21 protein-coding genes and 3 pseudogenes are annotated in these 24328 nt (G+C 62.5%); 13 read left to right on the top strand and 11 right to left on the bottom strand.

The genetic code is table 11. The features are described 5' to 3' along the window. The first annotated feature begins 77 nt into the window (after positions 1 to 77). The 5 genes from QFZ94_RS22675 (at position 78) to QFZ94_RS22655 (ending at position 5592) form a co-directional block, all read left to right on the top strand. Complete coding sequence (locus QFZ94_RS22675) at positions 78 to 1067, top strand: Bug family tripartite tricarboxylate transporter substrate binding protein (protein WP_429459635.1); 990 nt, start codon at positions 78 to 80, stop codon at positions 1065 to 1067. A gap of 113 nt (positions 1068 to 1180) precedes the next feature. Continuing rightward, entirely contained in the window at positions 1181 to 2164 is a 984-nt protein-coding gene (locus tag QFZ94_RS22670; RefSeq protein WP_429459633.1) for a Bug family tripartite tricarboxylate transporter substrate binding protein, read from the top strand. 52 nt (positions 2165 to 2216) lie between these two features. Next, complete coding sequence (locus QFZ94_RS22665) at positions 2217 to 2660, top strand: tripartite tricarboxylate transporter TctB family protein (protein WP_429459631.1); 444 nt, start codon at positions 2217 to 2219, stop codon at positions 2658 to 2660. A gap of 10 nt (positions 2661 to 2670) precedes the next feature. Further along, positions 2671 to 4188 carry a tripartite tricarboxylate transporter permease gene (locus QFZ94_RS22660; protein WP_429459629.1) on the top strand — a complete coding sequence of 506 codons (1518 nt, stop codon included), beginning with the start codon at positions 2671 to 2673 and terminating at the stop codon, positions 4186 to 4188. Positions 4189 to 4458: 270 nt separating this feature from the next. After that, a complete protein-coding gene (locus QFZ94_RS22655) occupies positions 4459 to 5592 on the top strand; it encodes a porin (protein ID WP_429461888.1) in 1134 nt (377 codons plus the stop codon). Positions 5593 to 5714: 122 nt separating this feature from the next. On the opposite strand, the pseudogene QFZ94_RS22650 reads toward QFZ94_RS22655, so the two are convergent. The 6 genes and pseudogenes from QFZ94_RS22650 to QFZ94_RS22625 all read right to left on the bottom strand — a co-directional run. Further along, a pseudogene (locus QFZ94_RS22650) lies at positions 5715 to 6284 on the bottom strand (IS110 family transposase); the annotation flags it as partial. A 224-nt stretch (positions 6285 to 6508) separates the two neighbouring features. Beyond that, entirely contained in the window at positions 6509 to 7558 is a 1050-nt protein-coding gene (locus QFZ94_RS22645) for an IS110 family transposase (RefSeq protein WP_368587999.1), read from the bottom strand. Positions 7559 to 7771: 213 nt separating this feature from the next. Then, positions 7772 to 7882: pseudogene (locus QFZ94_RS22640) on the bottom strand (DDE-type integrase/transposase/recombinase); the annotation flags it as partial. Positions 7883 to 8009: 127 nt separating this feature from the next. Then, on the bottom strand, positions 8010 to 8354 hold the full coding sequence (locus QFZ94_RS22635) for a hypothetical protein (protein WP_429459627.1): 345 nt from the start codon (positions 8352 to 8354) through the stop codon (positions 8010 to 8012). 225 nt (positions 8355 to 8579) lie between these two features. Further along, a pseudogene (locus QFZ94_RS22630) lies at positions 8580 to 8848 on the bottom strand (transposase); the annotation flags it as partial. Between the two features lie 252 nt (positions 8849 to 9100). After that, positions 9101 to 9661, bottom strand: coding sequence for an AraC family transcriptional regulator (locus tag QFZ94_RS22625; RefSeq protein ID WP_429459625.1), 561 nt, complete (start codon positions 9659 to 9661; stop codon positions 9101 to 9103). Positions 9662 to 10260: 599 nt separating this feature from the next. On the opposite strand from QFZ94_RS22625, the gene QFZ94_RS22620 reads away from it, so the two are divergent. The 8 genes from QFZ94_RS22620 to QFZ94_RS22585 all read left to right on the top strand — a co-directional run bounded on the left by QFZ94_RS22620 (position 10261) and on the right by QFZ94_RS22585 (position 17549). Further along, positions 10261 to 11634 carry an LLM class flavin-dependent oxidoreductase gene (locus QFZ94_RS22620; RefSeq protein WP_429459623.1) on the top strand — a complete coding sequence of 458 codons (1374 nt, stop codon included), beginning with the start codon at positions 10261 to 10263 and terminating at the stop codon, positions 11632 to 11634. After that, entirely contained in the window at positions 11627 to 12487 is an 861-nt protein-coding gene (locus QFZ94_RS22615; protein ID WP_429459621.1) for an ABC transporter permease, read from the top strand. Before QFZ94_RS22620 ends, QFZ94_RS22615 begins: the two co-directional genes overlap by 8 nt. A gap of 30 nt (positions 12488 to 12517) precedes the next feature. Further along, a complete protein-coding gene (locus QFZ94_RS22610) occupies positions 12518 to 13273 on the top strand; it encodes an ABC transporter permease (RefSeq protein ID WP_429459619.1) in 756 nt (251 codons plus the stop codon). A 48-nt stretch (positions 13274 to 13321) separates the two neighbouring features. Further along, a complete protein-coding gene (locus tag QFZ94_RS22605) occupies positions 13322 to 14140 on the top strand; it encodes an ABC transporter ATP-binding protein (RefSeq protein WP_429459617.1) in 819 nt (272 codons plus the stop codon). Between the two features lie 8 nt (positions 14141 to 14148). Beyond that, complete coding sequence (locus tag QFZ94_RS22600) at positions 14149 to 14712, top strand: RBBP9/YdeN family alpha/beta hydrolase (RefSeq protein ID WP_429459615.1); 564 nt, start codon at positions 14149 to 14151, stop codon at positions 14710 to 14712. 51 nt (positions 14713 to 14763) lie between these two features. Beyond that, positions 14764 to 15540, top strand: a complete 777-nt coding sequence (locus QFZ94_RS22595; protein ID WP_429459613.1) for a class II aldolase/adducin family protein — start codon at positions 14764 to 14766, stop codon at positions 15538 to 15540. A 77-nt stretch (positions 15541 to 15617) separates the two neighbouring features. Further along, positions 15618 to 16346, top strand: coding sequence for a gluconate 2-dehydrogenase subunit 3 family protein (locus QFZ94_RS22590; RefSeq protein ID WP_429459611.1), 729 nt, complete (start codon positions 15618 to 15620; stop codon positions 16344 to 16346). Positions 16347 to 16376: 30 nt separating this feature from the next. Further along, complete coding sequence (locus QFZ94_RS22585; RefSeq protein WP_429459609.1) at positions 16377 to 17549, top strand: alpha-hydroxy acid oxidase; 1173 nt, start codon at positions 16377 to 16379, stop codon at positions 17547 to 17549. Here the strand turns inward: QFZ94_RS22585 and QFZ94_RS22580 are convergent. From QFZ94_RS22580 to cysK, 5 genes are all read right to left on the bottom strand, one after another. Further along, complete coding sequence (locus QFZ94_RS22580; protein ID WP_429459607.1) at positions 17546 to 17914, bottom strand: c-type cytochrome; 369 nt, start codon at positions 17912 to 17914, stop codon at positions 17546 to 17548. The genes QFZ94_RS22585 and QFZ94_RS22580 overlap by 4 nt on opposite strands. A 21-nt stretch (positions 17915 to 17935) precedes the next feature. Further along, positions 17936 to 19708 carry a GMC family oxidoreductase gene (locus QFZ94_RS22575; protein ID WP_429459605.1) on the bottom strand — a complete coding sequence of 591 codons (1773 nt, stop codon included), beginning with the start codon at positions 19706 to 19708 and terminating at the stop codon, positions 17936 to 17938. A gap of 74 nt (positions 19709 to 19782) precedes the next feature. Continuing rightward, the gene (locus QFZ94_RS22570; RefSeq protein ID WP_429459603.1) at positions 19783 to 20688 is read right to left on the bottom strand and encodes an ABC transporter substrate-binding protein; all 906 of its coding nucleotides are present in this window, start codon (positions 20686 to 20688) and stop codon (positions 19783 to 19785) included. A 275-nt stretch (positions 20689 to 20963) separates the two neighbouring features. Then, complete coding sequence (locus QFZ94_RS22565) at positions 20964 to 23237, bottom strand: TonB-dependent receptor (protein WP_429459601.1); 2274 nt, start codon at positions 23235 to 23237, stop codon at positions 20964 to 20966. Positions 23238 to 23278: 41 nt separating this feature from the next. Next, a complete protein-coding gene (cysK, locus tag QFZ94_RS22560) occupies positions 23279 to 24226 on the bottom strand; it encodes a cysteine synthase A (protein WP_429459599.1) in 948 nt (315 codons plus the stop codon). Positions 24227 to 24328: the final 102 nt, after the last annotated feature.

The following is a 24328-nucleotide window of genomic DNA, read 5'->3' as shown; positions in this document are numbered from 1 at the left end:
GTGATGCAATGAATACCTTCACCGGTGCCGCAATGGACGGTGATGGAGTTTGGGTCAGTCAACGTAAATGAACCGAGATGAAAAATTTCACCAGAAGAGGGGCAGCCCGCTGGCTTATGTTCTGGGCGCTATGCCCATTCTCAGGCGCTCATGCGCAGGATGATTATCCGCAGCATCCGGTCTGGCTGGTAGCCGCGTTCAGCGGAGGTCTTTCATCGCTCGCGGCGCAGAGTATCGCACAGAAAGTCGGGCCTGCACTCGGACAGCGTATCGTGATCAATTCGCTGCCTGGCGCGAACGGCAATATCGGCTTGCGCGAGGTGGCATCTGCAAAACCGGATGGCTATACGCTGCTCGTCGGCGGTCAATGGCTGACAACCAACTGGGCCCTAAATCCGGCTGGCTGGAGCGATCCGAACCTGAACATGACGCCGATTGCACCCATTCTCGAAGTGCCCTATGTGATAGTGACGGCGCGTTCTCATGGGATCCATACGTTCAAGGATCTGGTGAACAAGGGCAAACAGGCTGCGGGTGGTGGAGGTCTGTCGATCGGGATTCCGGGGATCGGTACCGCGGCCCATCTTTATGGCGTGTCCCTGGGCAAGGCTGCCGGTATCAAGCTGTTGCCGGTCGCCTATAAGGGGGGCGGAGGCGAGCTCGTCGGCGTTCTCAGTGGGGAGGTCGATTTCGGCGTGTTCTCGCTCATCAGCGCATTGCCGCAGATTCAGTCGGGTCAGCTCGTCGCCCTGGCGGTTACTGCGTCGCATCGGGTATCGGCGTTACCGGATGTTCCCACGATCGCCGAGGCCGGTTTTCAGGGCTTCGAGACGAGCACGTGGTTTGCACTTTTTGGACCGAGGAATTTACCACCTGCCGTCGTGGAAAAACTGAACAGGACAATGGCCTCCGTCTACGGTTCGCCGCAGGGGCTTGCATGGGTCAAGTCTATCGGCGCGGAGCCTATGCCGGAACAGTCCCCGGACGAACTTCGGGCGCTCACGGAGCGGGAGTCGCTGCGCTGGCAGAAGGTGGTGCGTGATCTGGGCATAGCCAGAGCGCCTTGAGTGTCCCCGGTACGGGCGCATCTTCCCGCTGTTCTTCATGCGTTCGTTTGCAGAACGTGTCCGGTTCCCCGGTGGGGCATCGGATTATTGAGACCAGAATCAATTAAACCCTCATGAGATTAATAAAGCTTGTTTCCGCCGTCGTATCGTTGCTGATATATGTGCCTGTTGCCGTCAATGCCGCATCAGACGATTTTCCGCAGCATTCAATTCGCCTTGTCACCGCCTTTAACGGCGGGATTTCGGACACCATTGCACATACGTTTAGCAGTTCGTTCAGTAAGGCGCTTGGTCAATCTGTGATCGTGACAACCCGCTCCGGCGGCGCCGGCAATGTCGGTGTGGAGAGTACCGCGACGGCGGTCCCCGACGGCTATACGCTTCTTCTGGGCGGAGGGTGGCTCTACACCAATCATCTGCTGCAGCCGACCGCGTATAACGATCCCGACCGGAGCCTGACCGCTGTTGCACCGATAGTCTCCGTCCCTTACGTCTGGGTCGCGAATCCACGCTGCGACTGCCATGATCTGAAAGGGCTCGTGCAACGAATCAAGGCAACTGCCCAGCCGGTGAGCTATGGCAGTCCCGGGATCGGGACGCCTCCGCACCTGCTTGTCGAGGCATTCAGCCGGGACATCGGCAAGCCGTTACTTCATGTTCCATATCGGGGCGGCGGCCCGCTGACGGTGGCGATACTCTCCGGCGAAGTGACGTTCAGCCTGATTTCGTTGCCGACCGCGTTACCGTATATCCAGCGCGGCAACCTGATTGCGCTGGCGGCAACGTCGCCGACGCGTTCCCCACTCCTGCCCACGGTGCCGACCGTACGGGAGGAGGGCTTTGCCGATCAGGAGGTGACGACGTGGTTTGGCCTGTTTGCTCCGGCGAAGCTGCCGGACCCGGTCCGACGACGTCTGGTTCAGGCGACCAACGACGCACTGGCACAGACCGCACCGCGTACGACTTTCTCCAGTCTCGGCGCTTCCGGATTCTCGCCGCGCGAGATAGATGCATTCCCGAAACTCCTGAGTGACGAACGGAATCGCTGGCAGTCTCTGGTCGCGCCTCTCGCGGCCGGAGTCAACCCGTCGCGGTGAGGCTATGAGCATGAGTCATCCTGCGAGACGAGATTTGTGCGGGGGCGTTCTGATGACCCTGATCGGCCTGGGCGCAGCCTGGGGCGGTTCGTCGTATCGGATTGGAACGGTGGCAAGCATGGAGGCGGGATTTTTCCCGACGGTCCTCGGGATTCTGCTAACGGGGACAGGATTGCTGCTGGTTCTTTCGGCCTGCAGGCGCGCGAAGGAGCCATCCGCAGGTGCCGATCGCGGCGAGGTTGGTCTCGAGCGGGTGAAGCTGGAATTCCGCGGAATCGCCAGCATTATTCTCGGGATCGTCGTGTTCCAGCTATTCGCGCGGTATCTCGGGCTTGTCCCGGCGACCTTTGCCATTGTGTTCATCTGCGCGATGGGGCGTCGGGATAACGGCGTCCTGGAGGCATTGGCGTTGGCGTCGGCGTTGACGGTCGTTTCGGTACTGTTGTTTCATTGGGCGCTGCAATTGCCGATGCCCCTGTTCCAGTTTCCCTTCTGAGAGCGACGCCATGCTGACTGCCCTGCATGACCTGACCTATGGCTTTGGTGTCGCGTTCCAGCAGAACAATCTTCTCTGGTCCTTTCTCGGCGTGCTGATCGGCAACGTGATTGGCGTGCTGCCAGGCATGGGTGCGTTGACCACCATCTCGATCCTGATGCCGCTGACCTATGCAATGCAACCGGTGCCGGCGATCCTGATGATGGCAGGCATCTTCTACGGGTCGCAGTACGGCGGGGCCATCGGGGCAATATTGCTGAATTTGCCGTCGCATCCTCCACACGCGGTGACGTGCCTCGATGGCTATCCGATGGCACGCAGCGGCAGGGCAGGGACGGCGCTTGGCCTGACCATGTTCAGTTCGTTCTTTTCCGCCTCAGCCGGAATCCTGATCATGGTCTTTGCGTCTCACTGGCTGGTCCGGATCGCACTGGACTTTGGGGCGGCGGAGATTTTTTCGATCATGTTCCTGGGCCTCGTCGCCGGCTCTACGCTGTCTCCCAGTTCACCCCTCAAGGGAGTGGCGATGACGCTGTTCGGCTTGCTGTGCGGAACAGTGGGAACCGACGTCAACAGCGGCGTACTGCGATTCAACCTGGGTTTTGCCGAACTCAGCGACGGACTCGAACTGGTCGCGATTGCAATGGGACTGTTCGGCGTAGCCGACTTCCTGCTGCACTCTGGCCGCGGACGGGACCAGTCGCTGCCGAGCCCGCGGATTTCGGTACGTGACATGCTGCCGGGCAAGGCGATCCTGAAGCGTGCCGTGGCGCCGATGCTTCGCGGCACGGGCGTTGGCATACTGTTCGGTGCCATGCCGGGTACCGGGTCGACCATTACGACATTCTTCGCCTACGCGATAGAACGCCGCATTTCCCGAACACCGGAAAAGTTCGGAACCGGGATGATCGAAGGGGTGGCGGCGCCCGAGGCTGCCGCCCATTCGAAAACGCAGGTTGATTTCATCCCGACCATGAGCCTCGGCATTCCCGGTGACGCTGTCATGGCGCTTCTGCTTGGCGCATTGACGATCCAGGGGATCCAGCCGGGACCGCAACTGATTGTGAACCATCCCGATATCTTCTGGGGACTTGTCGCTAGCTTCTGGGTCGGGAATGTGATCCTGATGCTGTTCAATATCCCGCTCATCGGGGTATGGGTCAGACTGCTGCGCGTGCCGTACCGATATCTGTTGCCGTCGGCGATGTTCTTCATCGTGGTGGGTGTCTACAGCACGCAGAACGATCTGTTCCAGGTGTGGGAGGTGTTGGCATTCGGGCTGATCGGAGCAGTGCTGCTGTACCTCGAATTTCCGATGGCCCCGATCCTTCTGGGTTTCGTGCTGGGACCCCTTGTCGAGGAAAATTTCCGTAGATCGCTTTTGATCTCGCACGGAAGTTTCTGGGTTTTCTTCGAACATCCGATCAGTTGCGTTTTCATGGTGGCAGCGTTGTTGCTGCTCCTTGTTCGCGTAGTGGCTGCTTTGAGGGGGGCTCGCGGGATACGGCTTGCATCGACTCCGGCATGAAGAGCGGAGACACAGCGCATGTGGCGTTCTTCGGGCTTGCTGATGAATGGTTTAAGAAAATCTTAAAGTCAGAATGAATTTCAAAATACTTCGTTAGGCTGATTGTTATCAATTTCCCATTTATTCGTTCGTGATTGTTGCGTCATTCCATAGAATTTGACCTGGATCAAAATTGTTCCAGTGCTGACAATAAATGGAAATATCATGAATAAACTCTTGGGAAGACGGCTTGCCGGGTATCTTCCGATTTTTTTGGTTCTTTCTGCCGGAATGTCGAACGTGGCTCACGCTCAAAACAGTGTGACGCTTTACGGTATTCTGGATGCAGGTCTGGCCTATTCGCATAACGCAGTCGATGCGAGCGGACGAAATCAATCGACTTTATTCAAGCAGATCAGCGGCGCGGTGTCGAGTGTGCGCTGGGGCATGAGAGGACGCGAAGATCTGGGTGGAGGACTGGCGGCCATTTTCACAATCGAAAGCGGTTTCGATCTCGGCAGTGGGGCTTCCAGGCAAGGCGGGCGCTTGTTTGGGCGGCAATCTCTCGTGGGCCTTTCGGATACGCGGTGGGGTACCGTAACGATCGGCAGGCAATATGACCCGACGGTTAATGCCATATCTGAGTTGACGGAGAACGGGTATTACGCTGCTTTCTCACCGCCGGGAAATCTCGATAATTACGATGCCGGGGGGCTGAGAGTCAGTAATTCGGTTAAGTATGTGAGCCCGGTTGTTGCCGGGCTGCGCTTCGAGGCCCTTTATGGTTTTGGCGGTGTTGCCGGATCACTTGGGAATGGAGAAACATATGCCTTCAGCCTAGACTACAAGCATGGTCCGCTGAGGCTTGGCGCTGCATATTTTAATGCGAATGGCGGAAACACAACGTCGGGCGGGTATCGCACGTGGACAGGCAGTTCAGACAGCCTTCCCGGTTTCTTTAGCACGCCGGTCACGCAGGGCTTCGCCACAGCGAAGTCGATCCAGATTGCCCGGGTCGCCGGTGATTACACTGTTGGTGCGTCGAGAATAGGTATTGCCTATTCGAATACTCAATATGTGGGCGATGGCCTTTCCCGTTTCAAGGGAACAGCCAGATTCAATAATGGTGCGGCGTTCTACGAATATCATTTTGCGCCTGGTGCGAGCGCTGCCTTGGGCTATAACTACACATCACTGACGGGGCCGACTTCGGCGCATTACCATCAAGTGAACCTGGGGTTCGATTACTTGCTGTCGAAGCAAACGGATCTGTATGCGGCGGTGGGGTATCAGCACGCCTATGGCAAGACTTTAGACGCGACAGGCACAGTTGTCGACGCAAGGGCAGCCGTGGGGGATCTGGTCATCAACTCCGGAGCAAACAGTCAGCTTCTAACCGTAGCGGGGATTCGGCACCGGTTTTGATTCATGCAGTACAACTAGTCGCCTGCGTCATTGATTTGGTATCGGGCGGATCCGAAGTGAAAGATCCTCATACTTCCGCTTGATCGGCTTCGGATTCTTGTCGTGCTCGCGGATGATGCCGGAGTCTGCAACATCGGCGTGCTACCCAACGAGAGCAGTCGTGCGCAGTTGGCAACGCATTCGGCGGTCTTGGTCTTCAGAAGACGTTCGCGGATGTTCTGTGGGGCGCTTACCAGCAAGGCCCGCAACTGATTGATCGCCTGCGTCTTTGCTTTTACGGCGCTGCGGCGAGCAACCGACACAGCTCGCATCGCTTCGGCCGCCCCAGACTGCTCTTTGGGAATCGCTGTTGCCTTTCCGGCGAGGACAGCACGCGCGGCGTTTTCCGCATCGGTCGGATCGAACTTTCCACGCGATCGACGCGCAGCCCGATCAGGACGGTTGACCTCAAGCACCTGGATCTCGTGATCGCGCAACACGCGGGAAAGGCCTGCGCCGTAGGTGCCGGTTCCTTCAACGCCAGCCCGGCGCAGATGCCCGAGAGAATTCGCCCAGGTCAGCAGCTTGAGATATCCCGCCGTTTCGGCCGCCACCGAGAGGGTTCCGAGGAGCTTTCCAGTTTCGCTGACTACGGCCCCGACATGCGTATCGAGATGCGCGTCGACGCCCAGGAGGACTTCGTATTGTTCCATGCGTGTTTCCGTCGTGGTGGATGCATCGCCAACCCCACTCGCTGGACAAGACACTCACGGTGTAGGACAAAGCTCCTATCAGGTCACAAACGCTGGTCTCGGCAACGCTCGGGGAACGCCGGAGTCCGATCGACAGGTCAACGCCAAGGCAACTCGACCAATCCCAGCACGGGTCAAATCGGTCCGACGTTCAAGGCGTATTGGGACTGAGTGACGCTCCTATGTCAAGAAGCGCGGGCCGAATCGGCCAAGTCGGCCAGAATGAGCGGGTACAACTCCCTGACGATATAGCGCTTCAGGCAGCGGTGAATTTCCTTGTTCGACATGCCTTCCTTGGTTCGTCGCTCGACGTACGCCCGGGTTCTCGGATCACTGCGCATGCGCACCATGGCGATGGTCCACAGGGCGTTGTTTGCAGCACGGTCGCCTCCGCGGTTCAGGCGATGCCGGACCGTTTTGCCAGAGGATGCTTGCAATGGGCTCGTGCCACAAAGCGCGGCGAGTGCAGCATCGCTTTTCAAGCGTTCCGGATTGTCGCCTGCAACGGCAACAAGCACAGCCGCCGTTTGAGGCCCAACGCCGAATCGTTCTCGAAGCCGTCTGGCATGCTTGAGGGTCAGGCGTTCGAGCATCGCGTCGAGCGTCTTGAGCTCTTCCGCGAGCGCGAGGTAGCGCTTTGCCAGCAAGCGCAACGTGGTTGCCAGAGTCTGCAACATAGGCGTATCACCCAACGAGCGCAGCCGTGCGCAGCTAGCAACGCATTCGGCAGTCTTTGTCTTCAGAAGACGCTCGCGGATGTCCTGCGGCGCGCTCACCAGCAAGGCCCGCAACTGATTGATCGCCTGCGTCTTGGCCTTGACGGCGCTACGACGAGCAACGGAAACAGTTCGCATCGCTTCGGCCGCTCCAGATTGCTCTTTGGGAATCGCCGTTGCTTTTTCGGCGAGGACCGCTCGCGCAGCGTTTTCCGCATCGGTCGGATCGGACTTTCCGCGCGATCGACGCGCAGCCCGATCAGGACGATTGACCTCCAGCACTTCGATCTCGTGATCGCGCAACACACGGGCAAGGCCTGCGCCATAGGTGCCGGTTCCTTCAACGCCAGCGCGGCGCAGATGACCAAGAGAATTTGCCCAGGTCAGCAGCTTGAGATATCCCGCCGTTTCGGCAGTCACCGACAGGGTTCCGAGGAGCTTCCCCGTTTCGCTGATTACTGCACCGACATGCGTATCGAGATGCGTGTCGACGCCAAGAATGACTTCGTGTTGTTCCATGCGTGTTTCCGTCGAAGTGGGCGCATCGCCAACCCCATTCGCTGGACAGGACACTCACGGTGCAGGACAAAGCTCCTATCAGGTCACAAACGCTGGGCCCGGCAACGCTCGGGGAACGACGGAGCCCGATCGACAGGTCAACGCCAAGGCAGCTCGGCCAATCCCAGCACGGGTCAGATCGGTCCGACGTTCGAGGCGTATTTTGGACTGAGTGTCCCAGCAATCACCACGACGACTCATGCTACAGGTAATGCCTTCCTGCCGGAGTAGCGACTGGAAGTCCTCGCTGGTGTATTGGCTGCCCTGGTCACTGTGATGTATCAATTGTTGCAGATGATTCGGCGCAATACCGTGAGCCGCCGTGGCCCCTGAATTGCCGGGCATCCGTCTCACCGACTTCAGCGTAGCTTGCGCCGGGGCTCCATTGTCTCGGTGGCTTCACACCTTGCCGTTACCAGCAACGCATGCACCGATAGACTACGGGCGACGGAACGCCCGGTTTCCTACCGCCAACTTCAGCGATGAAACAACGAATCTGGCGACTTTCACGTCGCACAATCCAGTAGACACCCGTCGACTCCATCGCGACCGTGCGAATCCCGACCTGCTTGAGCCAGTCGGCAAGCTCGTGAAGCTCTTTTGTGAAACTGCGGAACGAACGCACGGGTTCGGCATCGCGTTCGGGGCCAACCGCGACCACGTGAAACTGCGCGCCGATGTCGATCGCTGCTGCGTGCGGGTGAACTACGGAAATTTGCGCGGCGCTACTCGCGCGTCGGGACTTCGTTGCCAGCATATTCGCCCTCCGCCATCAGAATGGTCAGGTCGAAGGGCGGGACTGCGGGTTTGATCACCTTCCTGAACGGGATCGCCTTGCGGCGTCACCAATGCTGAGTCCGCATCGGTCCCTAGACCACGTTTTTTAACGGGATGAATCACCAAAAAGCGAACGGCCGCTCCCTTCAACGGCGCTTAGTGTAGTACTCCGGCCAGAGTTTCTGCTCTTCGGGGAGGGGCGGGCCCTTGGGGATGTTTTTAGAATGTCGCGCTCCATCGTGACCCGCCTCAACTCGCACTGCAAGCGCTGCACTTCGGAAAGCGCCTCCGCTCGCAGCGGCTTGCTGGTATCCATTTCAAGCGCACCGCGCGCCAGTCTGACCCAGCGACGCAACAGTTCTCGCCGATACCGAGGTCGCGCGCTATCTGGGTTACGACAGCTCCTGGCTCGTTGCATAGCCGGACCGCTTCGCGTTTGAATTCGTCGGTGAAGTGCCTTCTTGTTCTGCTCATTCCATCCTCTCCAGATTACGTCAGCTTAGCTGATGTGTCCGGGAGAACGGGGGAAGGCCAGATCGCTAAAGTCACCGCTCCAGATCGACTTAATGGCATGTTTGCTCTTGCTGCCCATTGATAGGACCGCGGTCAGTTTCGCTGATTGATGCGTGTCCAGCGTCTCCAAAGGGAGTTTGGAGTCGATATTCGCCGACGGCAGGCAGCAAATGACAGCACGAATCCCAACCCGCGCGACGGCGATGCGACCGGCTACACCTGATGGCCGGGCAGCGCGCGGGTCGCCTTGAACTGGCTCGGCGTGGAGCCGAAGGCGCGCTTGAACATGGTCGAAAATGCGGCCGTGTCGGAATAGCCGAGCTCGGTCGCGACGGTCAGCATGGGCGTTCCGCGACTGATCATGTCGACGGCGTGGGAGAGCCGGGCCTGCTGCCGCCACGCGCTGAAGGTCGTATTTAGTTCGGTCTGAAACAGCCGCGCGAGCGTGCGTTCGCTCGCCCCGATCTTCCTCGCCCAGTCGGCGAGACTGTGCGTCGAGCCGACGTCCTCCAGCAGCGCATCGCAGAGCGCCCGAAGCCGGCGTTCGGAGGGCATCGGCAGCGCGACGGAGCGCTTTTCCGCGCTGCTGATTTCTTCGACCAGCAAATCCATCATCATCTGCTGCCGACGCGAGTCCGGGCTGTAGCTTTCAGACAGCGCCTGAATGATCTCCCTCATCAGCGGGGAGACGTCGAGAACGCTGCATCGCGGCGTCGCGCCGATGTGCAGCGTGCCGTCGACGAACAGCGCGTGGTATTCGACCGAACCGAGCATTGTCAGCTCGTGTGCGATGCCGGCCGGTATCCAGATGGCGCGGAACGTCGGCACGATCCATGTTGCGTCGACTGTCGTCACGCGGATGCTGCCTTGCGACGGATACGTCAGTTGTCCCCACTCGTGTACGTGGTATTCGACCACGCTATTCGGCGGCGGCTTTCTGAGGTGCGCGGCAACCGGATGAGCCGGAACGGGGGACCGGCGGCCGGGGGGTAAAAAGAAGGGGCGTGACATGTTCTCAAAACAAATTGACTGACTGGCCCTGCGTGCTGAGCCGCAACCCCATCTATCATTCAGGAAACGCCTGACAGACGTCCGGGGATCGGGAGAAACCGGGCACCCAGTTTCCCAGCAACCTGCCAGATCGGGAAGTGTGGAATCTTCAAATAGATATTCATTCCGGATTGAATTGTTTGTCTTGGGTTGCGAATAACGAGGCTTGGAAGCGGTAGTCGTGGGAATATAGTTAGGATATCTTTTTTTACTAAAGAAGCCTGCCGGATGGACCGCATCGGGATGGGATCGGGTTACTTGCCGGAAGCACGGCCGGTAGCCGTCGACGGGCCGGATTTGACCGAAGGATGGAGAGGGATGGTATGGCAAACAGAACGAGGACCCAGTTGCGGCTCGGCATTTTTCTGCAGGGAGGCGGAGGGTATTGGCGGGAACCGGGCATTCGGCCCGATGGCGCATCGAATATCGACGCCTATATCGAATCCGCGAAAATCGGCGAGGACGGGAAATTCGATTTCGGCTTCATTGCGGATTCGGCGTACATATCGAGGGAATCCACCGAGCCGTTTCTCACGCGCCTCGAACCGCTGAGCGCGCTATCGGCCATTGCCGCCCGGACTTCGCGTCTCGGTCTGGTGGGGACGTTCACCACGTCGTACAGCGAGCCTTTTACCACCGCGCGCCAGCTGGCGTCGCTGGACCGGATCAGCGCGGGCCGCGCCGGCTGGAACGCGGTCACGTCGGCGCTCGAAGGGCTGGCGCGCAATCATGGGCACGACAAGCTGTACGACCACGACCTGCGATATCGCATTGCGCGCGAATACATCGACGTCGTGCGCGGACTGTGGCATTCGTGGGACGACGACGCGTTCCCGAGAGACCGGCAAACCGGGCGATATGTCGACTGGGACAAGATGCACACGCTCGACCATAAAGGAGCGTTCTTTTCGGTTCAGGGGCCGCTGAACATCGAGCGCTCGCCGCAGGGGCATCCGGTCATCTTCCAGGCGGGCGCTTCCGAAACTGGCCGGGATCTGGCGGCAAGGGATGCGGACGCCGTGTTCTCCGACTTCGAAACGTCGGGCGACCTGGCGCGCGGCAAAGCGTACTACGCCGACCTCAAACACCGGGCGGCTTCGTACGGCCGCAACCCGGACGAGCTGCTGATCTTTCCGTCCATTTCGCCGGTCGTCGGCCAGACGGACGAAGAGGCGCGCCTTTTCCATCAGCAGGACAACCGCTTCATCGACGTGCAGTTCGCGCTCAAATACCTCGGCAGGTACTTCAGCTTTTTCGATTTTTCCCGTTTTCCGCTCGACGAACCGCTGCCCGATCTCGGCGATATCGGACACAACAGTTTCAAGAGCACGGCGGAAACCTATCTGCGGCTCTCCCGCGAAAACGGGCTCACGCTGCGGCAGCTCGCGCTGCGCGCCGCCAGCACCAATGACGACTTCGTCGGAACCGCGGTCGCGATTGCCGACAAGATCGAAAAATTTTTCGTCGAGGGCGCGGTGGACGGCTTCATCATCGGCGGCCCGCATCGGCGGCTGCGCGATTTCACGAGCCAGGTGATTCCGATTCTGCAGGAGCGCGGACTGTTTCGCCGCGAATACGAACATACGACGCTGCGCGGCAATCTCGGCTTGCCGCTGCGAACGAGGCGCGAGGGGCTGGAGCGGATTGCGGACGACGAACGCGGGGTGCCTGAAGGTGCAGTCGGACGTCATGACTGATCGGTCCGGCGACGCCGGCGGGCCGATGGCCCGACGCCTGTCGCCGTTCCGACGATCGGCGGCGTTCGCGGCGGCGGACCGCTTGCACGCGGGCCAGTGGACGAAGCTCGGCCCGTCGTTGCTGGCGTGGCCGGTGCCACTCCTGCTCGGCGTGCTTTGGTGGTACGGATGCCGGCATGGATGGATTTCCGCGCAGGTTCTGCCGCCGCCGTCGCAGGTCGGCCAGGTGCTGGTGGACGACTGGTCGAGCGGCGAGCTGCAGCGCAACCTGACGATCAGTCTCCTGCGCGTGGCCGGCGGCGCGTCGCTCGGCGTGTTCGTCGGACTGCTGCTCGGCGTGTCGATGGCGCTGTCGGAAACGGTGAAGGACTATCTGTACCCGACGTTCCGCGTGGTGGCCTACATCCCGTTGCTCGGCTGGCTGCCGCTGCTCGTGCTTTTCGTCGGCATCGGAGAAACGCTGAAGATCCTGCTGATCGCCAAGGCGGCGTTCGTGCCCGTCACGTTGAACACGTATCGCGGGATCCGCGACGTGCCGGGTCATTACCTCGAACTCGGCCGCGTCTATCGCTTCAGCGCGTGGCAGTCGCTTTGGCGCATCGTGGTGCCGGCGGCCTTTCCACAAATCTGGGCGGGCGTCCGGTACGCGCTCACGCAGTCGTGGCTGCTGCTCGTCGTGGTGGAATTTCTCGCTTCGTCGGAAGGGCTCGGCTACATGATGATCAGCGGGCAGCAACTGTTCCAGCTGGATCAGGTCGCCGCGGCGATAGGCGTGGTCGGCGTGATCGGGCTGCTTCTCGATCGCGCGCTGCGGGCAGTCGAGACGGTGATGTCGAAACACAGAAAGAGATGAGTGCGAATGGCGACGCGACGAAGTGACCGTATGCGCAGATTCCGCCGGGGCGCGCTGCTGCCGTTGGCGCTGCTCGCGACGTGGTGGTGGTTCAGCGCGTCGGGCGGCGCGGCGTCCCGGCTTTTCGTTCCGCCCGGCCGGGTGCTGGAGACGGGCTGGCACATGCTGCTGTCCGGGGAGTTGCTCACGGCGCTCGGCGCCAGCATCTGCCGCGACGTGGCCGGGCTCGTCGTCGGCGCCGCGGCGGGCGTCGTGGCGGGCGTGCTGCTCGCGTTGTCGGCCACGGTCCGGCATCTGTTCGCGCCGACGCTCGACGCGGTCAGGCAGGTCTCGCTGTTCGCGTGGATTCCGCTGCTGATCGTGTGGTTCGGCCTCGGCGAGCTCGGCAAGATCGTCTTTATTTCGCTGTCCGCGTTCTTTCCGGTGGCGTTGAACACGATGCAAGGCGTCGCTCACGTGCCCAAGCAATACACCGAGCTTGCGCGGGTATTCCGCTTTTCCGCGGGGCAGCTATTTTTCAGGATCGTGCTGCCGTCCGCGTTGCCTTCCGTCTTCACGGGCATCTACGTGGCGCTGGTCAGTTCGTGGATCGCCACGCTGGGCGCGGAATATCTGATGACGTCGGGTGCCGGAATCGGAAACCTGCTGACCGACGGACGCGAGAACTTCCTGATGGACCAGGTGCTGCTGGGCGTGGCGATCGTCGGCGGCGTCGGCGCGCTGCTGCACTACGTTGCGAGCCGCCTCGAACTGAAGGTTCAGCGTTCTTCGGGAAAGGACGCCTGATGGGCGGCGCAGATGCCAATTCAAGGAGCCGTTTTGCCGGAACACAGGATGAATCGCATACCCATGCTCGAAATCGACCGGGCCAGCAAGCATTACCGTTCCGCGGTGGGGGATCTTCCCGTGCTGCAGGACTTGACGTTATCCGTCGCGGAAGGCGAATTCATCAGCATCGTCGGGGCGAGCGGATGCGGGAAGTCGACGCTGCTGCGGCTCGTGGTCGGTCTCGACGACGACTACACCGGTGAAATCAGGCTAAGGGGCAAGAAGGTTCGGGGCACGGCGCTCGAGCGCGGCATCGTGTTCCAGGAGCCGCGTCTGCTGCCGTGGCTCACCGTGCGCCGCAACGTGGCCATCGGTCTTCTGAATTCGGGACTCGGCGACAAGGAAAAGGCGGAGATCGTCGCGGACCATATCCGGCTCGTGCGCCTCGAAGGTTTCGAGGACGCCTATCCGCATCAGCTGTCCGGCGGCATGTCGCAACGGGTCGCGATTGCCCGCGCGCTGGTGAATCGCCCCGCCGTGCTGTTGCTGGACGAGCCGTTCGGCGCGCTCGACGCGATGACTCGCGCGCATATGCAGCGGACGCTGGAGGACATCTGGTCGAGCCAGCGCGTGACGATGCTGCTCGTCACGCACGACGTCGAAGAGGCGGTGTTTCTCGGCGATCGCGTCGTGGTGATGGATGCGAGGCCGGGACGGGTGAAGCGGATCGTCGACGTTGCGCTTCCGAGGCCGCGCCGGCGTGCGGCAGCCGATTTTTCGCTGATCGAACGGGCAATCCTGAACGAATTCTCCGACGACTGCGTTGCCGGACAGCCGGATCGGACCGGCGAATCGCGGGTGTTTTTTTCGGATCATCAAGCTTAGGCGAGGCAATGAAAAACGAACACGAATTCAGAGTATTGATTCTGCCGGGTCGCGGCGACTCGGGCGCCGATCACTGGCAGACGCACTGGGAGAACAAACATCCGGCCTATCGGCGCGTGATCCAGCGCGAGTGGGACAACCCCCGCCGCGAAGACTGGGTGGCGCGCCTCGACGCCGCCATTCGGGACGATCCACGCCCTGCGCTGCTGGTCGCCCACTCGTTGTCGGTCAGCCTCGTCGTGCATTGGGCCGCGCGCCATGCGGGGCCGGTGGCGGGCGCGCTGCTGGTCGCGCCGAGCGACGTCGAGTCCGATACCTATCCGCCCGGCACCACGGGCTTTGCACCGCTGCCGACGTCACCGTTGCCGTTCCCGTCGATCGTCGTCGCCAGTACCGACGATCCGCGCGTCACGCTGCCCCGCGCCGGCGCGTTCGCCGACGCGTGGGGATCGAAGTTCGTCGTGGCGGGCGCGTACGGCCACCTCGGCTCGGCGTCGCGGCTCGGCGACTGGCCGTTCGGCGAGCAGCTGCTTTCGGATCTTGCGGCCACGGCCGCCCGCACGCCGGCGTGAAGCGCGCTGCGGGCAACGCATGCGGACGGATAACGGATGGAGAGACTCACGATGACTCACGAAACGATCACCTTCGCAGAAACCGCGGCGTTCGACAGACCGGCGAAACCGGTGTTCGACACCTGGGACGACGAGCGTCAGTACCGGAAGCAGCGGCTCGCGGCGGCATTTCGCCTGTTCGCGAAGTACGGCTTCGACGAGGGCGTGATGGGCCACATCTCGGCGCGCGACCCCGAGAAGGTCGACGAATTCTGGATCAATCCGTTCGCCGTCAGCTTCGACCGGATCACCGCGAGCAGTCTTATCCGGACGAACTATCGCGGCGAGCGGCTGGACGGAAGCGGCTACCTGCATCCCGGCGGCATTCCGCTGCATGCCGCGATCCTCGCTTCGCAGCCCGACGTCGTATCGGCCGTGCACACGCATTCGCAGTTCGGCAAAGTGTGGTCGTCCGTTGCCGCGGAAATCGTGCCGGTGTCCAACGAAGCGGCCGTGTTCTATCGACGCCACGCGATATACGACAGCCATGCGAACGGCGAAGGGCGTCTTCTCGGCGACGCATTGGCCGGCAACAAGGCGCTGATCATGAAGAATCACGGCATCCTGACCGTCGGGCAGAGCGTCGACGAAGCCGCCTATCTGTTCATCTCGCTGGAAAAGGTTTGCCGCGAGCAGGTGCGAATTCTTTCGATGAACGTCGCGCCCCAGGCGATCCCGCACGAACGCGCGGAAGCGATGGCCGCGCGGCAGCAGCCCTATAACGGCTGGCTGAATTTCCAGCCGCTTTATACGAGCATCGTCGCCGAGCAGCCGGATCTGCTCGACTGAACGCGGCGGCGCCGTCGGTGCGCCGTCGGCGCGAAACGATCACGGGCGCACGCCGCCCGGCTAACAGGAGAGAGCGCATGAGCGCCGTTTCATCCAGCAGGCGCCGGTTCATGCAGGCGACCGTTGCCGGTGCCGTCACGTTGCCGGCATTGCGCAGCGAGGAAGTGGCGGCGGCTTCGTCCGCCGGCGGCGGGGAGCCCGGCGCGAGACGCGCGACCGTGGCGGAAGTGCAGGGCTACCTGTTTCTTCAGCCGGCTGAAGCGGATTTCGTCGAAGCGCTGGTCGATCACATGGTGCCGGCCGATGCGCTGTCGCCGAGCGGAACCGGCGTGGGTATCAACACGTATTTCGACCGTGCGCTCGGCGGCGAGTGGGGGCGCGGGAGCCGCCTTTATCTCGCGGGGCCGTGGGCGCCTGGCGTGCCGAGCCAGGGCTACCAGTTGCCGTTGACGCCGGCCGAGCTGTTTCGCGCCGGTTCCGCCGCGCTGGCGCGCCATCTCGACGGACAGTTCGGCAAGCCGTTTTCCGCTCTCGACGCCGATCAGAAGGAGCAGGTGCTGCGCGAACTCGAATCGGGCCAGCTCGCCGTCGAATCGGGACCACCTTCGCACGAGTATTTCAGGCTGCTTTATCAACTGGTAGTGGAAGGATTGTTCGCGGATCCGATCTACGGCGGCAACGTGAACAAGGCGGGGTGGAACATGATCGGCTTTCCTGGCGTGATCGCCGTGCACGCGGATGATGTTGTGCGTTTTCGCGACCGGCCTTACGTTGCGCAGCCGGCCGGAATCGCCGACGTTTCGTGAGCCTTCGCGGTACGAGGCGACGGGAGCCCGATGCGAATCAACAAGCTGTTGTCGGTCGCGGACTTCGAGCGCAAGGCGCTTTCGATCCTGCCTCGCGCCGTGGTGGGATTCCTGTGCGGAGGGGCCGAGGATAACGTGTCGTTGAACGAGAACCGGCAGGTCTTCGAGCGCCTGCTGTTTCTTTCGCGCTCGCTGTCGGGGGCGACGGAGGTGTCGAGACGCGTATCGCTGTGGGGGCGGCAGTACACGGCGCCGATCGGCATTGCGCCGATGGGCGTCGGCGCGCTTTTCGCGTACGAGTGCGATCGCGCGCTTGCCGACGCTGCAAGCGCGCACGGCATTCCGCACATCGTCAGCGGCATGTCGACTGTCCCGCTGGAGCGTCTGCAGAAGACGGCGCCCGGCGGTTGGTATCAAGCCTATGTGTCCGCGGATACGGCATCGATCGGCCGTCTCGCCGATCGGCTGCACGCGGCGGACGTCGACGTTTTCGTGCTGACTGTCGACACCGCCGCCCGCGGGAACCGCGAAAACAACCTGCGTGCCGGCTTCTCGATTCCGCTGCGCCCGAACTGGCGGCTTCTGGCCGACGGCGTGCTGCATCTCCGCTGGGCGGCTACGGTGTTCGTCCGCACGCTGATAGCGGACGGGATTCCGCGCTTTTGCAACGTCGGCGATGGAGCGGGGCAGCGGATCACAGCCGCCGCGCCGCCCGGCCCGCGCAACGGCGCGGGGCTATCGTGGACGCACGTGGCGTGGATCCGCGAACGCTGGAAGGGCAGGCTGGTGCTCAAGGGGCTGCTTCATCCCGGCGACGCCGCGCGGGCGGCTGCACCCGGCGTGGACGGCGTGATCGTATCGAATCACGGCGGCCGTCAGCTCGACGGCGCGTCGTCGCCGCTGCAGGCGCTGCCCGGCGTGCTGGCGGCCGTACCGCAAGGGTTTCTCGTGATGATCGACGGCGGCTTCCGGCGCGGCGCCGACGTGCTGAAGGCGGTCGCGCTGGGCGCGTCGCTGGTTTTTCTCGGACGTTCGATGATGTACGGCGCGGTGGTCGGCGCCGCCGCCGGCGTCGGCGCGGTCATCGACCTGCTCAATGCGGAGATCGACCGGAATCTGGCGCTACTCGGATGCCGCGGCATCGCGGATCTGTCCGCCGACCTGCTCGTCGCAGCGGCCGCGCCCGCGTTGGGACGCGGCTAGCGCAGCGTTTGCAGATACCGCACGACCTGTTTTCGTTCGACATCGTCCGTGATGCCGGAAAACGGCATGTGATTGCCCGCCACCACACGTTGCGGATTCCTCAGGAAATCGTCCAGCGTCTGTTCGTTCCATTCGATGCCGCTGTGCTTCATGGCGCGCGAATACCGGAAGCCGGCCACGCTGCCGGCAGGCCGGTGAAACACGCCGGACAACGACGGTCCTATGCGGTTGTCGTTGGGCGCCGTGCCGTGACAGGCGATGCACGACGAGAACGCCGCCGGCGCGGCGGGCGGCGTCTGCGCGTCGGCGCAGACGCTCGCCGAGGCTACGGCGAGCGCAACCGCAAGGTGTTTGAAGAGATGCATCGTGAAAAGGATTCCTTCAGGTCAGACGAGCGGCCCCGGATGCCGCGTATAGCGGCGGCGAATCGCATCGGCCGCGAAATAGGCGAGCGCGCCGATCGTGCCCGTCGGGTTATAGGCCGCGTTGTGCGGCATGATCGCGCCGCCGGCGACGAACAGATTGTCGAAATCCCATGCCTGTCCGTATTTGTTGACGAACCCGGTGTCGGGGCTCGCGCTCATGATTGCGCCGCCCGTGTTGTGCGTGCCCTGATAGCGGTCCACCGAATACGGTGCGATGCGAGACTGCGCCGCTGCATGATGCGTCGGGTTGGTGGCCCTGGCGACGGCGTTGACGACCGACGCGGCGTGCTGCGAAACGCGCCGTTCGTTGTCGGGGAAGTCGAAGGTCAGCCGGAGCATCGGCCGGCCTGTCGTGTCCCGGTAGGTCGGATCGAGGTCGAGGTAGTTGTAGCGGTTCGGCATCACGCTGGCCATGGCGCCGATCGGCATCGACTTCTGATACCACCTGGCCATGCCGCTTTTCCAGTCGCTGCCCCAGCGCGGCGTGCCGGGAGGGACCGGATGATAGCCGATCGGCCGCCCGCCCGGATGGCCCGAAACGAGCACCGACCCGCCGACGAAACGGGCTGCCGAACGGTCGAATTGCCGGTTGGTGTAGAAGTCGTCGATCGCCGCAAACGAGCCGCCGGCTCCGATGAACGGATTGAAGGTGCGATCCTCGAAGAACAGCATCGAGCTTGCCCCGGTGTTGTAGCAGTAGTTCTTCCCGATCGTCCCGCTGCCCGTTGCCGGATCGTACGGGCGCCCGATGCCCGACGTGAGCAGCAGATGCACGTTGCTGAACGTGTATGCGCTCAGGATCACGATCCGCGCAGGCTGAAAGACCGACTTGCCGGTCAGCGCATCCAGGTATTCGACGCCGGTCACGCGCCGGTTACCGTCGTCGGTGGTGACGCGGGTGACGCGGGAGTGCGGACGCAGCGTAAACGTAGCGCGCTTCATCGCTGCGGCGATCACGGTGTTGTGCGGGCTCGCCTTCGCATTGGCCTCGCAGCCGAAGCGGTCGCAGAATCCACAGTACTGGCATTGGCCGAGCGCGATGCCGTCGGGATTCGTGTAGGCCCGCGACGCGTTCGACGCCGGAACCGGGAACGGGTGGTAACCCAACTTCCGTGCGGCGTCGGAGAATAGCTCCGCCGCGAGGCCGGCGTGCAGCGGCGGGAGCGGGTAATCGCGCCGGCGCGGCGCCTCGAACGGATTGCCGCCGGCGACGATTTTGCCGCCGAGGTTGCCGGCCTGTCCCGACGTGCCCGCCGCGTATTCGAACCTGTCGAAGAACGGCTCCAGCTCCGCGTAGGTCACGCCCCAGTCCTGAATGGACATGTCGTCCGGGATGAACTGTTTGCCGTAACGTTCCTCGTAGTAGCTGCGGATGCGGAAGTCCATGTCCGTCCATCGCCATGTCAGTCCGTTCCAGTGCGCGCCGGACCCGCCGACGCCGTCGCCGGGCAAAAAGGAGTCGAGGCGGCGCATCGGCAGCGCGGACTGCGCGGGATGGTTGCGGAACGTGAGCGTGTCCTGGCGGATGTCCTGCATCAGTTCGTAACGGATTGCGTAGCGTAGCTCGTCGCGGATGAGCGGAATCGAGAAGTCCTGTTCGGTGCTTCTCGGTCTTCCGCGTTCGAGCGCGACGACCTGCAGTCCGTGCGCGGACAGTTCGTTGGCGAGAATGCCGCCGGCCCATCCCAGACCGACGACGACTACGTCGGTCTCTTTCAGTTTCACGTCGATCATTGGTTATCCGGATTTGTGTTTCCGCTCGTGTCGTGGTCCGGCGCGCCTGCCGTAGCGGGTGCGCCCGTCGGCGTTCAGCGCCTGGAGGCGCGGCCCTGGCTGTCGAGTACCGGCCAGTAGTTCTGCAGCCCCTGGGCGGCGACCGAGCGGTCGACGAAGCTGCTGTCGATCCACTGGCGGACGTCGAATCGCGGGCCGCGAAGCAGGCCGAGCGCTGCGAGTTCGTCCTCGGTCTGCTGGTAATGGGCGACGAGAAACGAATCGAGACGCGGGCTCAGCCGGTCCTCCCACGGGCGGTCGCTATAGTCCGCGGCGAAGTTTCCGGGTCCGAAGAAGCCGGCGAGGATCGGCGTCACTTCCTGCCGGTTCGCGGGATCCGACGCATAGCGGGCGGCGCGCACGAGCACGTCGATGAAGCGTTGGGTAATGTCCGGATACCTGGCAATGAAGTCCTGGCGCGCGATCAGTCCGTTGTAGGACGTCAGTTCGGGATGCCCGCGGGTGCTGTAAGCGATGCGCGCGATGCCCTTGTCCTGCGCCGACAGCAGATCGGCGCCGCCGAAGGTCGCATCGATGTCGCCGCTGACGAGCGCGGTCAGGGCCGTGCCGGCGTCGAGGTTCACCGACTGGATGTCCTTCTCCGACAGTCCGTTCGCGGCGAGAATGCGCAGCACCTGAAGATGGATCTGATTGCCCTTGAAATAGGCCACGCGCTTGCCGCGCAGATCGGCGATGGTGTGGATGGGCGAATTGGGCGGCACGGCCAGGTAAGCGTTCAGCAGCTTGCTGAACGGCAGCACAAGACGCGTATTCATGCCCGCGGACCGCCCGATCACGGACAGCAGATCGCCCTGCCACGCGAAATCGATCTGGTTGTTCGCGAGGGCCTGGCCGACCATCGGCGCGCCGCCGCGAAACCCGGCGAATTCGAACTTGATGCCGTCGCGCCTGAACGCTTCGTCCAGCCAGCCTTTTTGCACGGCGAGGCCCAGCGTGCCGCCTGCGAAGAACTGCTGCTGTTTGCCCGGCTGGCTGAACGCGGGTGCGCCAATGCGGATTACACGCGGCGCCGGGGCATCCGTGCCGGCGGAGTGCGCAAACGAAGAGAACAGAACGATGCCCGCACAAACGGCGGTACGGACGATCGATTTTTGAAGAGAGTGGTTTGGATTGCGCTCAATCTGGAGGCTCCTGTGCGGGGAATCTGCGTTTGTGATTCCCCTGGGTCCGACGGTGGGACGGCGGTGGCTGCGACTCAGAAGTCGTAACGTAGTGACGCTGTGAACGTGCGGGGCTGGTTGTACGCGATGCCGTAGATCTGGTACGACGGAACCGATGCGATGCTGACCGGATAGACGCGGTTCAGCAGGTTCCTCGCGAGGAACGTCACGCTCCAGTGCCGGCCCGGGAACTGGTACACGAGGTCGAGATCGACGTCGGTGTGGCTCGGGATCTTCAGCGTGTTGCCGTTGTCGGTGAACGAGTAGGACTCGTAGTAGACGCTGGCGTCGGCGGTGAGTCGGCCGGGAATCCTGACCGGAACGTGATAGTTCACCGTCGTTCCGAGCGTCAGGGTCGGCGTATTCGGCAGCCGGTTGCCGGCGTAATCGGCGTTGGGGTTGCCGGTCGGATTGGCAAACTGGATAAAGCTCGCGTGCAGCGCGGTGGCCGTTACGCCCCAGCGCAGATCCCGCGTGACCTGCAGCTTGCCGTCGAACTCGACGCCATACGTATGGGCCTTGCCCGCGTTGACCGTGACCGCGCCGTTGACCACCTGACCGTTCACGATCGGGTTCTGCACCGCAGACTGCAGATCCTTGTAGTCGTTGTAGAACAGCGCGAGATTGGTCTGCGCGCGGCCGCCCAGCCAGCTGTTCTTGAAGCCGACTTCGTAGGCGGTGACCTTTTCGGGGTCGACCGGAATCTGCGCGACGGCGAGCGCGCCGGCCACCGGATTGTAGCCGCCGGCTTTTTCGCCCTTGGTGATGCTGGCATACGTAAACGCATTCGGCGTCAACTGGTAATCGATGCCGAATTTCGGCGTGACTGCCGTCGTTCGCTGGCCGAGGTTGTTCAACGAAGCCGTCTGCGCGAGATGCTCGAATGCGGCATTCGATTTATACGCCTGCCATGAATAGGCATCGTTCTCCACGTTGTAGCGGATCCCCGCAGTCACGCCGAGGGCCGGCGTAATCGCATAGCGGGCCTGCGCGTACGCTCCGAGGTTGCTGACGTTCGTCTGGCTGCTGATGCCGGAGTAGACGTTGTTCGTGTAGTTCGGACGATCGACCCAAAACTGCTCTCTCGATGCGGCGACGCCGCCCGTGAAAGTCCATCGGCCGTAATTCCCGAGCAGCTGGAATTCCTGCGAAATCTGGTGCTCCTGCAGATTCAGCTGCCATCCGTAAAGGTTGCCCGGATAGCCGTCGTACGACCAGGGGTCGGGTTTGTCGGTGAATCCGCGGTAGGCGGTGATCGACTTGAACGTCAGATGGCTGTCGATCACCTTCGACACGTGCAGCGTGACGCCGCCGCCGTCCGTGTGAGTCGTGAGGGAGCGCGGGTCGTAGGTCGTGCGTTCGGACCAGCCGGGCACGTTCGTGCGGGTGTACGAGCCGTTGTCGGAGCGATCGCGAATGCCGTCGATGGCGAGGACGGCATCCCAGCCGTCGCCGGGGGTGAGATGGAACTTGACCCGGCCGAGATCCGTATGGACGGCGTTGACGTGGTGGCCGAGCGCGGGATTGTAGACCGTTCCGTTCGTCTGGTTGTGCGCATACGCCACGCTCGCGGAAAGGAGGCCTTCCTTGATCGGCGCGCTCGCATAGCCTTTTGCCTCGAACATGCCGTAGCTGCCGACGGACGTCGCGACCCACGCAGTCGTTTCGTCGCCGGGGTCGCGCGACACGATCTTGATCGCGCCTGCGCTCGTGTTCTGTCCGTACAGCGTTCCTTGAGGGCCGCGCAACACCTCGATCCGTTCGACGTCGGGCAAGCCGAAAATGCCGCTGTTGATGATCCGCGGAATGTAGACGTCGTCGATATAGAGGCCCGCCGCGCCGTTCAACGTCGGCGCGGCGGTTCCGATGCCGCGGATGTACAGATACTGCAGGCTCGGCGAAAAAGGCTGCGGCAGCACGAGGCCGGGAACTTGTCCCGCGAGATCGCGCAGCAGCGACATGCTTTTCTTTTCGATGTCCGACGAACCGATTACCGCGACGGCCACCGGCGTTCTTTGCAGCTTCGTCTCGCGCCGTTCCGCGGAGACGGTCACCTGCGGAAGCGTCGCGGTCTGCTGTTGTGGCTGCTGCTGCTGCGCTTCGCGCCCGCGCTGCGCGTCGGAGGACGAGGCCGCCGGCGCGGCGGCCGGCGGCTGTCCGGCCGATTGACCGAACGCGGCCGCGGCGGGAAGCAGCAGCGACGCGCCCAGCATGGTTCGTTTGCGCGCGAGAGAAAGCACGCCGGAGCGAAGGCTCGTTTTGGTGTTTGCCCGTGCGCCGTAGGCCTTTTTATGATTTTCGCGTTTCATGTTTATATTTCGTGCGTGGAGTATGAATTGAAATTCCGGCTTCAATCTTTATCGAACAGGTCGGTCGACAGATACCGTTCCGCAAAGCTGGGGACGATCGCGACGATCAGCTTGCCGGCGTTGTGCTCGCGTTGTCCGAGCCGGATGGCGGCGGAAATCGCCGCGCCGGAACTGATGCCGGCCGGAATCCCTTCGAGCGTCGCCGTCTGCCGCGCGATGCCAATCGCTTCGTCGTCGGTGACGGTCAATATCTCGTCGAGAATCGAGCGGTCGAGAATGTCGGACAGGAAGCCCGAGCCGATGCCCTGGAGTTTGTGAGGGCCGGGCTTGCCGCCCGAGAGCACCGCGCTGCCGGCGGGCTCGACGCCGACGACCTGCAGGCCGGGCCTCAATTTCTTCAGCGCCTGCCCGACGCCCGTAATCGTTCCGCCCGTTCCGATGCCGGCCACGAACACGTCGACCTCGCCGTTCGAGTCGCGCCAGATTTCGTCGGCCGTCGTATCGCGATGAATCGCCGGGTTGGCCGGATTGCGGAATTGCTGAAGGATCAGCGAGCCCGGATGCGCGGCCCGGATTTCCTCGGCGCGCTCGATCGCGCCTTTCATGCCGTCGTTCGCCGGCGTCAGCTCGACGGTCGCGCCGAGCAGCGAGACCATCTTTCTGCGCTCGACGGATGCGCTTTCGGGCATGCACAGAACGAGGCGGTACCCCTTCGCTGCGGCGACGAACGCCAGTGCGATGCCCGTATTGCCCGAGGTCGGTTCTATCAGCAGCGCGCCGGGGGAAATCGCGCCCGCCCGTTCGGCATCTTCGATCAACGCGACGCCGATGCGATCCTTGACCGACCCCAGCGGATTGAAGAATTCGAGCTTGGCGACGAGCTGGGCGCGACAGCCGTGAGCCGCGGCGAGCTTGCCGAGCCGCACGAGCGGCGTGCCGCCCACCGTGCCGGTGATGCTGTCGTAAATCCGGCCTCTGAAATAACTCACGTTTTTCCTTAATGAACGGATGAGGTCGTGCCAATCGCACGTTGAACGCATGCCTGCTTCGTTTCGGAGAACGGCCGAATTGACGAAGCGTTGCCGTCACCG

This window comes from Paraburkholderia sp. JPY465 (assembly GCF_050436725.1).
In the GTDB taxonomy this organism is placed as follows: Bacteria; Pseudomonadota; Gammaproteobacteria; order Burkholderiales; family Burkholderiaceae; genus Paraburkholderia; species Paraburkholderia youngii.
Note: the sequence above shows the minus strand (reverse complement) of the source record. Positions and strands in the feature narration are given on the sequence as shown.